Annotated in this window: 14 protein-coding genes and 1 tRNA gene; 10 read left to right on the top strand and 5 right to left on the bottom strand. The window is 64.0% G+C overall.

Annotated elements, in window-relative coordinates; translation table 11 throughout:
* Positions 1–10 precede the first annotated feature (10 nt).
* The 4 genes from JQ603_RS01380 to JQ603_RS01365 all read right to left on the bottom strand — a co-directional run bounded on the left by JQ603_RS01380 (position 11) and on the right by JQ603_RS01365 (position 4,617).
* On the bottom strand, positions 11–592 hold the full coding sequence (locus JQ603_RS01380) for a NuoB/complex I 20 kDa subunit family protein (protein ID WP_371740171.1): 582 nt from the start codon (positions 590–592) through the stop codon (positions 11–13).
* On the bottom strand, positions 589–954 hold the full coding sequence (locus JQ603_RS01375) for an NADH-quinone oxidoreductase subunit A (RefSeq protein ID WP_008136158.1): 366 nt from the start codon (positions 952–954) through the stop codon (positions 589–591). The genes JQ603_RS01380 and JQ603_RS01375 overlap by 4 nt, the downstream gene beginning before the upstream one ends.
* 715 nt (positions 955–1,669) lie before the next feature.
* Positions 1,670–3,928: a TonB-dependent siderophore receptor gene (locus tag JQ603_RS01370; RefSeq protein ID WP_212335984.1), complete on the bottom strand. Its 2,259-nt coding sequence runs from the start codon at positions 3,926–3,928 to the stop codon at positions 1,670–1,672.
* A gap of 176 nt (positions 3,929–4,104) precedes the next feature.
* A complete protein-coding gene (locus JQ603_RS01365) occupies positions 4,105–4,617 on the bottom strand; it encodes a MarR family winged helix-turn-helix transcriptional regulator (RefSeq protein WP_212335983.1) in 513 nt (170 codons plus the stop codon).
* A 181-nt stretch (positions 4,618–4,798) separates the two neighbouring features.
* Between JQ603_RS01365 and JQ603_RS01360 the strand changes: the two genes are divergently transcribed.
* From JQ603_RS01360 to pepT, 6 genes are all read left to right on the top strand, one after another.
* The gene (locus tag JQ603_RS01360) at positions 4,799–5,989 is read left to right on the top strand and encodes an aromatic ring-hydroxylating dioxygenase subunit alpha (protein ID WP_212335982.1); all 1,191 of its coding nucleotides are present in this window, start codon (positions 4,799–4,801) and stop codon (positions 5,987–5,989) included.
* A gap of 57 nt (positions 5,990–6,046) precedes the next feature.
* Positions 6,047–7,342: a spinster family MFS transporter gene (locus JQ603_RS01355; RefSeq protein ID WP_212335981.1), complete on the top strand. Its 1,296-nt coding sequence runs from the start codon at positions 6,047–6,049 to the stop codon at positions 7,340–7,342.
* A gap of 143 nt (positions 7,343–7,485) precedes the next feature.
* Positions 7,486–7,689 (top strand): hypothetical protein, encoded by a 204-nt coding sequence (locus JQ603_RS01350; protein ID WP_212335980.1) that lies wholly within the window; start codon positions 7,486–7,488, stop codon positions 7,687–7,689.
* Positions 7,690–7,849: 160 nt separating this feature from the next.
* Positions 7,850–7,926, top strand: a tRNA-Asp gene (locus tag JQ603_RS01345).
* A gap of 186 nt (positions 7,927–8,112) precedes the next feature.
* Complete coding sequence (locus JQ603_RS01340) at positions 8,113–8,442, top strand: HU family DNA-binding protein (RefSeq protein ID WP_212335979.1); 330 nt, start codon at positions 8,113–8,115, stop codon at positions 8,440–8,442.
* Between the two features lie 119 nt (positions 8,443–8,561).
* Positions 8,562–9,812 (top strand): peptidase T, encoded by a 1,251-nt coding sequence (gene pepT / locus JQ603_RS01335; RefSeq protein ID WP_212335978.1) that lies wholly within the window; start codon positions 8,562–8,564, stop codon positions 9,810–9,812.
* Positions 9,813–9,863: 51 nt separating this feature from the next.
* On the opposite strand, the gene JQ603_RS01330 is transcribed toward pepT, so the two are convergent.
* Positions 9,864–10,580 carry a cation transporter gene (locus tag JQ603_RS01330; protein ID WP_212335977.1) on the bottom strand — a complete coding sequence of 239 codons (717 nt, stop codon included), beginning with the start codon at positions 10,578–10,580 and terminating at the stop codon, positions 9,864–9,866.
* Positions 10,581–10,811: 231 nt separating this feature from the next.
* Here JQ603_RS01330 and JQ603_RS01325 point away from each other — a divergent pair, with 231 nt between their 5' ends.
* From JQ603_RS01325 to JQ603_RS01310, 4 genes are all read left to right on the top strand, one after another.
* A complete protein-coding gene (locus JQ603_RS01325) occupies positions 10,812–11,369 on the top strand; it encodes a sigma-70 family RNA polymerase sigma factor (protein ID WP_212335976.1) in 558 nt (185 codons plus the stop codon).
* Positions 11,366–12,007 (top strand): NrsF family protein, encoded by a 642-nt coding sequence (locus JQ603_RS01320; protein WP_212335975.1) that lies wholly within the window; start codon positions 11,366–11,368, stop codon positions 12,005–12,007. Before JQ603_RS01325 ends, JQ603_RS01320 begins: the two co-directional genes overlap by 4 nt.
* Before the next feature lie 464 nt (positions 12,008–12,471).
* Positions 12,472–12,981, top strand: a complete 510-nt coding sequence (locus JQ603_RS37910) for a DUF411 domain-containing protein (protein ID WP_245003341.1) — start codon at positions 12,472–12,474, stop codon at positions 12,979–12,981.
* 94 nt (positions 12,982–13,075) lie between these two features.
* On the top strand, positions 13,076–13,432 hold the full coding sequence (locus JQ603_RS01310) for a hypothetical protein (RefSeq protein WP_212335974.1): 357 nt from the start codon (positions 13,076–13,078) through the stop codon (positions 13,430–13,432).
* Positions 13,433–13,465 lie beyond the last annotated feature (33 nt).

Below are 13,465 nucleotides of genomic sequence, written 5' to 3'. Positions count from 1 at the left end.
ACGTAAAACCTTAGCGTTCGATGGTGCCGGTGCGGCGGATCTTCTTCTGCAGCAGCAGCACGCCGTAGAGCAGCGCTTCCGCCGTGGGCGGGCAGCCCGGCACGTAGATGTCGATCGGCACGATGCGGTCGCAGCCGCGCACGACCGAGTAGGAATAGTGGTAGTAGCCGCCGCCATTGGCGCAGGAGCCCATCGAGATGACGTAGCGCGGCTCGGGCATCTGGTCGTAGACCTTGCGCAGCGCGGGCGCCATCTTGTTGGTCAGCGTGCCCGCGACGATCATCACGTCGGACTGGCGCGGCGAGGCACGCGGGGCGAAGCCGAAGCGCTCGACGTCGTAGCGCGGCATCGACACCTGCATCATCTCGACGGCGCAGCAGGCGAGACCGAACGTCATCCACATCAGCGAGCCGGTACGGGCCCAGGTGATGAGATCGTCGGTCGCGGCCACGAAGAAGCCCTTGTCGGACAGCTCGGAGTTGACCTCGAGGAAGAACGGATCATTGGCCCCGACCGGCTTGCCGGTCGACGGATCCAGAATGCCCTTTGGGGCCGGTGCAACGACCGGACCGGCGGACGGTGCAGGGTTCAATCCCATTCCAGTGCCCCTTTCTTCCATTCATAGGCGAACCCGACCGTCAGCACGGCGAGGAACACCACCATGGACCAGAAGCCGGTCGCGCCAAGCTTGCCGAACGCCACCGCCCAGGGAAACAGGAACGCCACCTCGAGGTCGAAGATGATGAAGAGGATGGCGACCAGATAGAAGCGGACGTCGAACTTCATTCGCGCGTCGTCGAAGGCGTTGAAACCGCACTCATACGCCGACAGCTTTTCCGGGTCCGGCTGCTGGAACGCCACGATGAACGGCGCGATCAGCAGCACGAGGCCGATGAGGCCCGCTACCCCTATAAAGACGACGAGTGGAAGATAGTTCTGTAGAATGCCGCTCATTGACGAGCCCTTTTTCCCGCGACGTCGGGGGAGCCGCGGATTCGTCCCGATTTGGAATTATTCTGAGCCTTAGCGCAGTGCACCAATGGGCGCAAGACACGCTCTTTTCAGGCCCTTTGCCGCCCCCAGAACGGTGGAAATCCCGGAATCACCCCGCGGTTGGTATGGAGCAGATCGCCCAGACCAGCAAGGGTGACCACAGTTTTGCACGGTGGCTTGTTCTGAGATTGTGGGGCGCGGACCAGGACCGCGATTTGCGACACAGCGTCCGGTCAAAATTCTCGGGTTTTTCGTGCGGCAGCGCACCCAGACCCAGGCAATAACGGCCGTGACGGCCCTTTCCGTCACTCGGGCGACATACTGACCCGGCCGGTTGGCGCAACGGAGGGCCGGTGAAGGTCGCGGGCGCAGGCAGGACATGCGCGGCAATATCCGTATCCGCAGGCGCGGCTGGTCAGCCATGCATCATGACGGGACCGCACCTCGTCCGGCGAATGCGTCAGGACAGCATCCGATCCGGAGCGACCGCGAGCGCGGCGGCGACTTGCTGGGCCGTCGCACGCGCCGCGCTCGCATGAGCTTCGGGCCGGGGGGCATGGCCCGGGAGCTCATCGATCTCCCGATGGGAGATCAGCGGTCGTCCGGTCGGTAGAGCCTCGGGATGATCGAGATCAGGGGCGCTCGATGCTGCCCCCGCCTCTCCTCATCCCTTGCTTCACCATTTGTAGGAGACGCTGGCGGTGACGCGCCGGCGGTCGCCGTAGAAGCAGGCCCCGTCCGAGGCGCAGCTCGCGACATAGATCTTGTCGGTCACGTTGATCACATTGAGTGCCGTGCGCCAGTTCTGCCATTCGTAATGGACCGTGAGATCGCCGAGCACCACCGCGGGAACTTCGAGGGTGTTGGCGATGTCGGCCCAGGAGGAGCCGATATAGCGGACGCCGCCGCCGAAGCCGAAGCCCTCAAGCGGTCCGTCCTTGAAGGTGTAGTCGGCCCAGCCCGACACCAGCATCTCGGGCGTGTTGGTCGGCGTCTTGCCGATCACCGAGGGGTCGATATCCTTGCTGTTGAAGAGATGATAGGCGGTGAAGGCGCCGATCAGCTTCAGCTCCTTCGTGGCATTGGCCACCGCTTCGAGCTCGATGCCGCGCGAGGTGACCTCTGCGGTCTGGTTCTGCAACGTGACGATCGCGCCCGGCGCGGTGGACGCCACGTTCTGCCGCTTCAGGTCGAAAACCGAGGCGGTGAAGTAGCCATCGAAACCCTTCGGCGCGACCTTCACGCCGATCTCGGCCTGCTGGCCGGTCTCCGGCAGGAACAACTGGTTCGTCGCATTGAGGCCGATGATCGGATTGTAGCTCGTCGCATAGGAGACGTAGGGCGCAATTCCGTTGTCGCAATTGTAGATCAGTCCGGCACGCCCGCTGAACTTGCTGTCGTCACGCTGGCCGACGACGGCGCCGGTGTCTCGGGCGGCCTGGGTCGTCTCGACCCAGTCGTTGCGGCCGCTCAAGACCAGCGTGAAGTTGCCGAGCTTCATCTGGTCCTGGAGATAGGTGCCGGCCTGCTTCTGCGTGATCTGGAAATTGCGGAACGGCGCGCCCGTGATCGGAATGTCGCCGACACCATATGCTGGATTTAGGACGTTGATCGACGGCACGCCGAAGAAGTTGAAAGCCTGATAGTCGTCGATCTGGTAGCCCTTCAGGTCGACGCCGAACAGCATCGTGTGCCTTACCGGTCCGGTGTTGAAGCGATACTCCAACTGATTGTCGAGATTGGCCTGATTGGCCGTATCCTTTGCATACCAATTGTAACGGAAGAGATCGCCGGTCGCCGCGCTGGTGTAGCCGCTGGCCACGTAGCCGCGATAGGTCACGTCGACATGTGCGAACCGCGCATTCTGCCGGAACGTCAGGTCGTCGGTCAGATTGCGCTCGAACTGATAGCCGAGCATCTCCTGCTCGCGCGTGAACTTGTCGACGCTGGGATCGCCGGCGAAGAAGCTGGTCGAGATCTTGCCGAACGGCGCGCTGGTCACCGTGCCCTGGTAAGGCAGGAAGTTGATTCCACGCGTGTCCTGCTTGGAGGCCGACGCCAGCACCGTGAAGGTGGTGTCGGCATCCGGCTTCCAGGTGAATGACGGAGCGATGAAGTAATTGTTGTCGGGCGTGAAGTTGACCTGCGTCGGGCCGTTCTGAACCTGACCGACGACGCGGTAGAACAGCTTGCCGTCCTGAGGCTGCGTCGCGACCGGACCGCCGAAATCGAAACCGACATAGGCATTGCCGAAATTGTTGACGCCGGTCTCGACGTAGCGGATCGGCTCGGCCGGCGGCATCTTGCTGATGACGTTGACGATGCCGCTCGGGCTCGATCCGCCGTAAAGCACCGCCGACGGACCGCGCAGCACCTCGACGCGCTCCATGTTGAACGGCTGGAGCTTCCAGCTCGCATAGGACGTGTAGAACAGCTGCATGCCGTCGAGAAACAGGCCGATATCGTCGGACTTGAAGCCGCGGATCAGCCACCAGTCGTTGCGCGTATCCGCACCAAAGGTCCCTGCCCGCACGCCGGCGGTATAGCGCAGCACCTCGTCGAGCTTGTTCGGCTTCTGGTCGCGGATCTGCTCCGCGCCGATGACGGACACCGATTGCGGTGTCTCCATGATCGGCGTGTCGGTCTTGGTGCCGGACGAGCTGCGGCCGGCGACGTAGCCGCGCACCGGGCCGCGCGGCGTCTCGACGAAGCCGGCATTGCGCTGGGGCTGCGGCTTGCTTCTGTTCGCGGCCTGCACCGATCGCCGTGGCGCGCTGCGCGCGGCGGAGGCGGGTGCGCGGCGGCGCGCTTCCGGTGCGGTGACGGTCACGGACGGCAGGTTCTGCGCGCCGCTCTGCGTGGACGATTGTGCGAGCGATGCCTGCGGCACCAAAACCCAAGCGGATGCGGTCGCCAACACGGCCGACCGCAGCATTCCAAGACTGTTCAACGCGCCACCCCAAAGCTGCATGTTTGATGCGTCATGCCGTGTCCCGGCACGGCATGCGCCTGATGGTGACGCTTATGTGAGGGCGCTCGATTTCCCTAATTGAAAGCTTCTTAGAGCGACTCTTAGAATCGATCCATTGTTCCCGGGCACGATCGGGAACGTCAGCGCGAATTCTTCTCGCTCTCGAGCATCTCGGCGGCGATCGCCGTGAGCTGATCGACCTGCTGCAGCAGCATGTCGAACTCGGCTGGGCTCAGATGTTCCAGCAGGCGGCGGTTGCGCTCCTGCGCGCCTTCGACGATCGCATCATGCGCGGCGAGGCCCGCCGCGGTGAGCGAGATCAGCACCTCTCGGCTATCTTTCGGATTTGCCGATTTCGCGATCAGCTTGCGCGACACCAGATTGGCCAGAGCGCGGCTGATCTGCCCCTTGTCCTGGCCGACGGCCTCGGCGAGCCGCGCCACGCTCATCGGCGGACGCCGGCCGAGCGAGGCGACGAGACCGAACTCGACGGAGGACAATCCGGTGAGGCGCTTGTAGCGCAGGATGGCGCCGCGCTTGAGCAGATTGGCGAGCACCATCAGCCGCGAGGACAGCATCGCGGTGATCGGCGCCGGCTCGCTCTCGCCCGGCTCGGGGGCCGTCCACCCGTCCCTGCTCGGTGTCTGGTTCATCGTCCACCTCTGCCAAGAAAGCCCGGCCCTGCCAAGCCTGAGCCCGCTGCGGCCAGCCCTTCTCCTCAAATGCGATTAAGAGGCATTTAGAAGATCGTTGACAATGTCATCGAATTAACTTTCACTGCGGCCAAGACATCAAAAAGGCCCGGCCAGCACGGCCGACAGCGGGAGGAGCAGCATGACCATCACCCAGCGGGATCGTGATCTCGGCACGGCCTATGCGATGAAGCCGGCGCACACGCGTACCGAGCTCACCTCGGTCGTGCGCGGCACGCCGATGGGCGAACTGCTGCGCCGCTACTGGCATCCGGTCGGGCTCACCAGCGATGCCACCGACACGCCGAAGAAGGTGCGCGCGCTGGGCGAGGACCTGGTGCTGTTCCGCGACAAGCATGGGCGCGCCGGGCTCCTGCACGCCCGCTGCTGCCACCGCGGCACCACGCTCTATTACGGAAAGGTCGAGGAGGACGGCATCCGCTGCTGCTATCACGGCTGGAAGTTCGACACCGAAGGCCACTGCCTGGAGCAGCCCTGCGAGCCCGATGGCGGCCAGTTCAAGGACAAGATCCGCCAGCCCTGGTATCCGGTCGAGGAACGCTACGGGCTGATCTTCGCCTATATGGGCCCGGCCGAGAAGCGCCCGGTGCTGCCGCGCTATGAGTGCCTGGAAAAGATGGATGACGGCGAGCTGGTCGAGGCCGACGATTCCTCGATCGGCGGCGGCGGTCCCGCGATCATCCCCTGCAACTGGCTCCAGCATTTCGAGAACGTGGTCGACCCCTACCACGTGCCGGTGCTGCACGGCTCGTTCTCGGGCCCGCAATTCACCAACATGATGGCGTCGATCCCGGAGGTGAAATTCGAGAAATCGCCGCGCGGCGTGCTCGTGCGCTCCGAGCGCAAGCAGGACGACGGCAAGGTGTTTTATCGCGTCAGCGAGGCAGCGCTGCCGACGCTGCGCGTGGTGCCGAACCCGCGGGTCGCGCAGTTCGCCCGCGTCGAATCGATCGGCTGGGTGTTGCCGATCGACGACAGCTCGTTCCGCATCTATGTCGCCGGCCGCGTCAAGGCTCCCGGCGAGATCAGCCGCATGCGCTCGAAGTTCAACGGAAAATTCTGGTGGGACATGAGCGAGGAAGAGCACCAGCAATTCCCGGGCGACTATGAGGCCCAGGTCGGCCAGGGCGAGGTGACGGTTCACTCCGAGGAGCATTTCGGCCAGAGCGACCGCGGCATCCTGATGATCCGGCGCATGCTGAGCGACCAGCTCGACGCGCTCGCCGCGGGCCGCGATCCGATCGGCGTGTCCTTTGATGCGAGCACGCCGCCGGTCGAGTTCGAAGCGGGGAATTACATCCGCGAAGGCTGAGCCACCAGCCCACAGGGCTGGACCGACAACGACAACAAAGACAAATTGGGGGAAGCGATGGTCGATGTAACGTCACAAGTGTCGGTGCAAACGGCTGCGGCGGCAAAGCCCTCCGCGCGGCGCTACTACGTGCTGGGGCTGCTCACCGTCATCTACGCGCTGAACTTCCTCGACCGCACGATCTTCAACGTCCTGATCGAGCCGATCAAGAAGGAGTTCGCCCTCAGCGACACCATGATGGGCCTGCTCGCAGGGTTCGGCTTCGCGCTGTTCTATTCCCTGCTCGGCATTCCCATCGCGCGCGTCGCCGACCGGCTGAACCGGCGCAACATCGTCGCCGTCGCCTTCGCGTTCTGGAGTGCGATGACGGCTCTGTGCGGCGCGGCCACCAGCCTGACCTCGCTGGCGCTGGCACGCATCGGCGTCGGCATCGGCGAATCCGCGGGATCCCCGGCCTCGCAGTCGATCGTCGCCGATCTCTTCGCCAAGAACGAGCGACCGCGCGCGCTCGGCATCTACGCCATCGGCACCTATCTCGGCGTCTTCCTCGGCTATTTCGTCGGCGGCTACGTCAACCAGCATTATGGCTGGCGGATGGCCTTCTACGTCGCCGGCCTGCCCGGCATCCTGCTCGCGGCTGTCCTGTGGCTGACGATCTCCGAGCCGAAGCGCGGCGCCATGCAGGAGAGTTTTGTGCCCGAGCCGCTCGGCCCGACGCTGCGCTTCCTCGCGTCCCAGCAGAGCTTCATCATCGTGCTGATCGGCTTCTGCCTCACCACCTACACCAACTATGCGACCGCGGCCTGGATCCCGCCGTTCCTGGCCCGCGTGCACCATTTGTCGAGCGCCGAGATCGGCACCTATGCCGGCACCTTCAAGGGCCTCGCCGGCATGGCGGGCACCCTGCTCGGCGGCTTCGTGGTGGCGCAAATCAGCCGCCGCGACGACCGCTGGAAACTGTGGGCGCCCGCGATCACCTCAGGCCTCGCCGGACCGGTGTTCGCGCTCTGCATGCTGACGCAGGATTTCGCGATGATGGTGGCGATGCTGGCGCTGACCTCGTTCCTGGTCGGCTTTCATCTCGGCCCGATCTTCGCGATCGCGCAGACCGTGGCAAAACCCAGCATGCGCGCGCTGGCCTCCGCGCTGATCGCGCTGACAGCCACCTGCTTCGGCCAGGGTGTCGGCCCGCTCGCCGTAGGGATGGTCAACGATGCCCTGAAGGGCAGCTATGGCGCGGAAGCGGTGCGCTATTCGCTGCTCTCGGCGGCGGTCACGACCACGCTCGGCGCGCTCCTGTTCGTCTGGGCCGCCCGCTCGATCCGGAACGATATCGGCCGGGCCGCGGCCTGAAAGCGGGCCCCGCGCCACCGCCCGGCGAAACCAGCCGGGCGGGCAGATGAAACCATTTTGCGGAACCCGCGAAACCATCCGGAAACAGATGGCCCTTAGAAGAAGAGCCCATAGACGGCGGCAAAGCCCGTCGGGAGGCTCACATGAACCACTCAATTCACTCTGCTGATCGTGCGACCCACCTGAAGATCGTGGTGGTGGCGCTGGTGGCCGGCATTGTGGTGGCCGGATTCGGGATCGCGGCCCGTACCAATGCCGATTACGGCCAGACCGCCCAGTCCAGTCAGGTGATCAAGGCCGGCAAGCCGGTGGCGATCACCAGCGCGGGCACGTCGGAGATTCGCTGATAAGCCCTGCTCCGGGCTAACCAGAGGCCGCCTCCGGGCGGCCTTTTTCGTTTTCCAGAGCAATGCTTAGCCGAGATGTGCTGGCGAAGCGCAACGTCCTTGACTTCACCAAGCCCCGCCTTTAAGTCCCCCCTCGTTCCGCGCGCTTTCAGCGAGCCACGCGGGAGTAGCTCAGTTGGTTAGAGCGCCGGCCTGTCACGCCGGAGGTCGCGGGTTCGAGCCCCGTCTCTCGCGCCATTTTGGCAATCCCTTCATAGCCTTAGTCCGAACTTCTCGACGCCTTTCGCGGCCTTGTCCGCGAAGTCGGGAACCCGTGGCATAGTCAGCCCGCGTCCGAATCGTCTACGCCTTCCAGGACTTAAGAAGGGATCCCCATGCTTTTCCGGCTTTTCCGGGGCTTCCCTGTCATTGAGGAGGCCAGACATGGCAAAAAAGGATTCGGCAAAGAAGGATTCGGCAAAGAAGGCAGTTGCTCCCGCCACCATCACGCTCAAGCACCTCGCCGCCGATATCGCCGAGAGCCAGGACCTGTCCAAGAAGCACGCCGAGGCCGTCCTGACCGACATGGTCGATCTGATCACCAAGCACCTGAAGAAGGGTGACCGGGTCCGCATCGTGGGGCTCGGCATCCTCCAGGTCCGCAAGCGCGCCGCCCGCACCGGCCGCAATCCCTCCACCGGCGAAGCCATTCACATCAAGGCGAGCAAGAAGGTCGCGTTCCGCCCGGTCAAGGAACTCAAAGAGGCGATCTAGCGCTTACATTCCATTAAGGCTGATCCGAGCTCGTTCCGGCCGCATCACGGCCCGCTTTTCTGATATACCGCCTGCTTCCCCAAGACCTGCTCCCAAAAGCCCCGGCGGTTTGACCAGAAATGTCCTCCCTCACCTTTTCGCACACCGTGACCGAGCGCTTCCTGCGCTACGTCACCATCGACACCCAGTCCGATCCGGAATCCCCTCGCTCGCCCTCGACCGAGAAGCAGAAGGATCTCGGCCGCGTGCTCGCCGCCGAGCTGAAGGCCATGGGCGTCGCCGACGCCCATCTCGACGATTACGGCTATGTCTATGGCACCATCCCGGCCAACACGACCAAGAAGGTGCCGGTGATCTGCTTCTGCTCGCACATGGACACCTCGCCCGACGTCACGGGCAAGGACGTCAAGCCGCAGATGGTGAAGAACTATCGCGGCGGCGACATCGTGCTGCCGGGCGACACCAGCCAGGTGATCCGCTTCGCCGAGCATCCGGCGCTGAAGAACCAGATCGGCAACGACATCATCACCACCGACGGCACCACGCTGCTGGGCGCCGACAACAAGGCCGGCGTCGCCGAGATCATGGATGCCGCGCATTTCTTCATCAACAACCCTGATGTGAAGCACGGCACCATCAAGATCCTGTTCACGCCGGACGAGGAGATCGGCCGCGGCGTCGACAATGTCGATCTGAACAAGCTCGGTGCCGATTTCGGCTACACCATGGACGGCGAGAGCGCGGGCTCGGTCGAGGACGAGACCTTCTCGGCTGATGGTGCCACCATCACGATCAACGGCGTCAGCGCCCATCCCGGCTACGCCAAGGGCAAGATGGAGCACGCGATCAAGATCGCGGCCGCCATCGTCGATCGGCTGCCGAAGGAGGGCTGCTCGCCCGAGACCACCTCAGGCAAGCAGGGCTTTCTGCATCCGATCGGCATCGACGGCGCGCTGGAGCAGGCGAGCCTCTCCTTCATCGTCCGCGACTTCACCGAGGAAGGGCTGAAGGAGAAGGAGGCGCTGCTCGAGGGCATCGTCAAGGACGTGATGAAGGACTATCCGCGCTCGACCTATAGCTTCGAGGTCAGGGAGCAGTACCGCAACATGAAGCAGGTGATCGACCGTCACCCGCACGTGCTCGAATACGCCATCGAGGCGATCCGCCGAGCCGGCCTGCGCCCGATGCGCACGGCCATCCGCGGCGGCACCGACGGCTCCCGCCTGTCCTTCATGGGCCTGCCCTGCCCCAATATCTTCGCCGGCGAACACGCCTTCCACTCGCGCCTCGAATGGGTCAGCCGGCAGGACATGGAGAAGGCGGTGCAGACCATCGTCCACCTCGCCATGATCTGGGAGGAGAAGGCGTAGCTTGCGCTGGGTTCAAGTTCCGTCGCGGCTCACCTGTTCGTCCGTCCGGCCTCAGGCCGTCGCAGCAGCTTGCCCGCCGCGATACTCCGCCCACGCTTGCCGCAGGATTTGCAGCGATGAGGTGAGGAAGATTCCTGCCATCACCGCGGCGACAGCCAGATCGGGCCAAGCCGTCGCGGTGCCGAACACGCCAATGGCAGCAACCATCACGATGACGTTGCCAATGGCGTCATTGCGCGAGCAGAGCCATACCGACCGGACATTGGCGTCACCGTCCTTGTAGCGCGCGAGCAGGAGAACCGAGGTCAAGTTAGCCGCCAGTGCGGCCAGGCTCATCGCTCCCATCACCTCTGCGCGGGGCAGCCCCAGGACGAGGGTCTGGTAGACCGTCGACCCGAACACCCAGGCGGCCATGGCGCTGAGCGACAGGCCCTTGAACAGCGCGGCAGTTGCGCGCGTCCTGATGCTCGCACCGATCACCGAAAGGCTCAGGCCGTAGGTGACGGTATCGGCGAGGAAGTCGAGGGCATCGGCCTTGAGAGCCTGCGAGCCGGCCAAGTGGCCCGCCGCCATTTCGCTCACGAACATCGTCGCATTGATGGCGATGACGGTCCACAGCACGCGCTTGTATCGTGGATCGAGCCCGTCGAAGACCGGAACGCCTGCCGAGCAGCAGTCGGCGCAGCCTGACGTGGCGACCTCCTCCACCCGGGGTTTAACGGCTTCCCCGCAGCACGCGTCGTGCGAGCAGCAAGTCTCTTCGGGCATTCCAGGCTCCTCTCCGCGTGCCATCTTACCATCAGCCCGCCCCGATGGCGACTTCCAGGCATGTTTCACAATTGCCTGGGCCTCTAGCCCCTTCGAACGAAGCCATCCGACCCGCGTTGCGCCCTCCTCGATCGGCCCCTTCGCACCGTTTCCCTTGGAGCCGGAAAATGAGAATCTTTCGAACTGACTGTAACCGGGTCGGCAATACGACCGAACTAAAGCCAAGTGGGTATGACGTCTCCAGAAATAGAGCTGAAGGCACTGATGCTTGCCAGCCAGGACGGCGATGGGGCTGCGCATCGGGTGCTGTTGGAGCGGTTAAGCCGCCATTTGCGCGCCTATTACAAGGGCAAGCTCGTAAGAATAGGCCGAGGTACAACGGAAGCCGAGGATCTGGTTCAGGAGGCCGTGCTGGCGATCCACCTCCAGCGACACACCTACGATCCGGAGGAGCCGTTAACGCCCTGGGTATATGCGATCGCACGCTACAAGCTGATCGATTTTTTGCGCCGGAACCGGGCATCCGTCGCCGACGTGCCGATCGATGAAGCGCACGAAGTCACGGCGAATGACGATCACCTCGGCGCAGAGAGCAGCTTTGATGTCAGGCGCCTGCTAATGCGCCTGCCCGAAAAGATGCGATGCGCCATCGAGGCCGTGAAATTGGACGGATTGAGCGTAGCCGAAGCGGCACTGCGCTGCCGTATTTCGGAGTCTGGGGTGAAGGTCAACATTCATCGCGGGTTGAAGGCGTTGGCGGCGCTGATCGCACAGAGGACGCAATCATGAAGACGGACGAACTGATCACTGCACTCAGCATGAACGTCGAACCGGTCAACCGCCGGCTGGTCAACCGCGGCGTAGGCATTGCGCTCGCGGTAGGAACCGCCGTTGCGATAGGTGTGACGCTCGTTGCGCTCGGCCTCCGCGCGGACCTGGCCACACCTCGCGCCGTGATTTTCCTGTTCCTGAAACTCCTGTTCGCGATCGGCACGGTGGGCGCGGCATCTGTCTATCTGGCGCGGCTGGCACGTCCCGGAGGCGAGCGAAGAGTATCCTCAGGTCTCGCCGCGCTGCCATTTTTGGCGATCCTGCTGCTTGCCGGCATCAGCCTGGGACAGGCGCCCAGCTCCCATTGGGACAAGATGGTGATGGGGAATGACTGGCTCGAATGCCTCGTTTCCATCCCGGTCATTGCGGTCGTTCCCTTTGCCGTCGTTATTTGGGCAGTGCGAAGGGCGGCCCCAACCAGTCTGGTTCGCACAGGCGCCTTCAGCGGGCTTGTCGCAGGCGGGATCAGTGCGATCGCCTATGCACTTCACTGTACCGACGACTCGCTGCCCTTTGTCGCGCTCTGGTATGGCGGCACGATCGTGCTGTGTACGCTCGCAGGCGCGATACTGGGGCCGCGGCTGCTGCGCTGGTAACAGATCTCACGTCGGCGTGAGCTTGTAACCGTCGGACGGACGGCTCCGAACTCCTCAGTAGAAGCGCAACAGAGGCGCTTCCGCAAAAATGATGGAGCCGGAACTATGTTGACGAAGAGCCTACTCGCACTCACGCTTCTCGTGGCCGTGTCGGCCAGCGCCCATGCGGGCTCTACCATTTCCGACAGGAGCTACTGGCCGAGCGAGGCCAGGCAAGCCACACAATCCAGCGCAGGTATCTCGCAACGCGACCTGAGCTCCGCGTTCGCCTATGATGCCGGATCTCGCGCGCAGCCTGCGACTGCACCGACCGTCGGCGCATCCGGCGGGCGCTATCAGGGGGGACCCAAGTCCCGCTAGTTCTTTGAGCGGCCTATATTCGCTTTGTCCGGCGTGGGATCGCGCAATAGCATGGTGCTCCGCGATCCCTCGCGTTCGAATTCACCGCAACGGAGACACGTCTGATGATTCCAAGCGACCATGCAGGAAGCGCCAAAAAGGACGCACACCGTTTTGCGCGACGATCCCTTCTGGGGTTGATCGCTGCCGCAACACTCGGAGTGGTGACGCGCCCTGCTTTAGCTGCTGAACCGGTGATCAAGGTTCACAAGGATCCGAACTGCGGCTGTTGCTCTGGTTGGGTACAACACTTGCGCGACGCAGGGTTCACCGTCGAAGCGGAGGATGCTTCTGACCTCCCGAGCGTGCGGAGGCGCCTGGGCGTCCCACTCGATCTAGCGGCGTGCCATACGGCAGAGGTGGGCGGCTACATCATTGAGGGACACGTCCCGGCGTCGGCGGTGCAGCGGTTGCTGGCCGAACGCCCGAAGGCTACGGGGCTCGCTGTGCCCGGCATGCCCATAGGGTCGCCGGGAATGGAAGGTGGGGACCCCCAGCCTTATACCATCGTGCTGTTTGGACCGGCCGGTCGGACGCCGTTCATGCGTTTTGTTGGCAAGGAAGCCATTGGTTGACCCGTTTGAGACAAGTTAACCACAGGGCGCCTGGCTCGCGCATTTGTGAACCGGAGGACTTTCCAGCGTCTCCCCCGCGTGAGAGTGTGGCACCATGATTGCTCGTCGCATCCTCAGGCTCCTGCTCGCGGTCCTCGTGACCGCGGGGCTGACGGTTGCGCCGCTGGTGACGCCGGCGGCGGGGCCAGCGATGGCGAGCGACATGCAGATGACCGATGCGCAAGGCATGTCGGCCGACATGCCCTGCTGCCCCGACGAGCCGAACAGCAAGCAGTGCCAGGACTGCCCTCTCCTCGCGATCTGCATGTTGAAGGTGTTGCAGGCGGGGCCCGCCGTCATGACGGCAACCCGCTATGCGCGCGCCCTCGCTCTGCTTCGGCCGCTCGATGATGCCATCGTCGACGGCCTCGCCCGCCCGCCTCCGGACCACCCACCTCGATCGATCGTCTGACAGGCGCCCCGAGCGCCTGGTGAACATGCGCGC

The sequence above is a fragment of the Bradyrhizobium liaoningense genome (genome assembly GCF_018130825.1).
Lineage (GTDB): Bacteria > Pseudomonadota > Alphaproteobacteria > Rhizobiales > Xanthobacteraceae > Bradyrhizobium > Bradyrhizobium liaoningense_B.
The sequence above is the reverse complement of the archived record's forward strand: the minus strand, read 5'-3'. Positions and strand labels throughout refer to the sequence as shown.

Bases quoted from the DNA above. Each gene is read 5' to 3' on its own strand.
- JQ603_RS01325 (WP_212335976.1), top strand. From the start codon at position 10,812: ATGACGTCTCCAGAAATAGAGCTGAAGGCACTGATGCTTGCCAGCCAG.
- pepT (WP_212335978.1), top strand. From the start codon at position 8,562: ATGTCCTCCCTCACCTTTTCGCACACCGTGACCGAGCGCTTCCTGCGC.
- JQ603_RS01310 (WP_212335974.1), top strand. From the start codon at position 13,076: ATGATTGCTCGTCGCATCCTCAGGCTCCTGCTCGCGGTCCTCGTGACC.
- JQ603_RS37910 (WP_245003341.1), top strand. From the start codon at position 12,472: ATGATTCCAAGCGACCATGCAGGAAGCGCCAAAAAGGACGCACACCGT.
- JQ603_RS01360 (WP_212335982.1), top strand. From the start codon at position 4,799: ATGACCATCACCCAGCGGGATCGTGATCTCGGCACGGCCTATGCGATG.
- JQ603_RS01340 (WP_212335979.1), top strand. From the start codon at position 8,113: ATGGCAAAAAAGGATTCGGCAAAGAAGGATTCGGCAAAGAAGGCAGTT.
- JQ603_RS01375 (WP_008136158.1), bottom strand. From the start codon at position 954: ATGAGCGGCATTCTACAGAACTATCTTCCACTCGTCGTCTTTATAGGG.
- JQ603_RS01350 (WP_212335980.1), top strand. From the start codon at position 7,486: ATGAACCACTCAATTCACTCTGCTGATCGTGCGACCCACCTGAAGATC.
- JQ603_RS01365 (WP_212335983.1), bottom strand. From the start codon at position 4,617: ATGAACCAGACACCGAGCAGGGACGGGTGGACGGCCCCCGAGCCGGGC.
- JQ603_RS01355 (WP_212335981.1), top strand. From the start codon at position 6,047: ATGGTCGATGTAACGTCACAAGTGTCGGTGCAAACGGCTGCGGCGGCA.
- JQ603_RS01370 (WP_212335984.1), bottom strand. From the start codon at position 3,928: ATGCTGCGGTCGGCCGTGTTGGCGACCGCATCCGCTTGGGTTTTGGTG.
- JQ603_RS01330 (WP_212335977.1), bottom strand. From the start codon at position 10,580: ATGCCCGAAGAGACTTGCTGCTCGCACGACGCGTGCTGCGGGGAAGCC.
- JQ603_RS01320 (WP_212335975.1), top strand. From the start codon at position 11,366: ATGAAGACGGACGAACTGATCACTGCACTCAGCATGAACGTCGAACCG.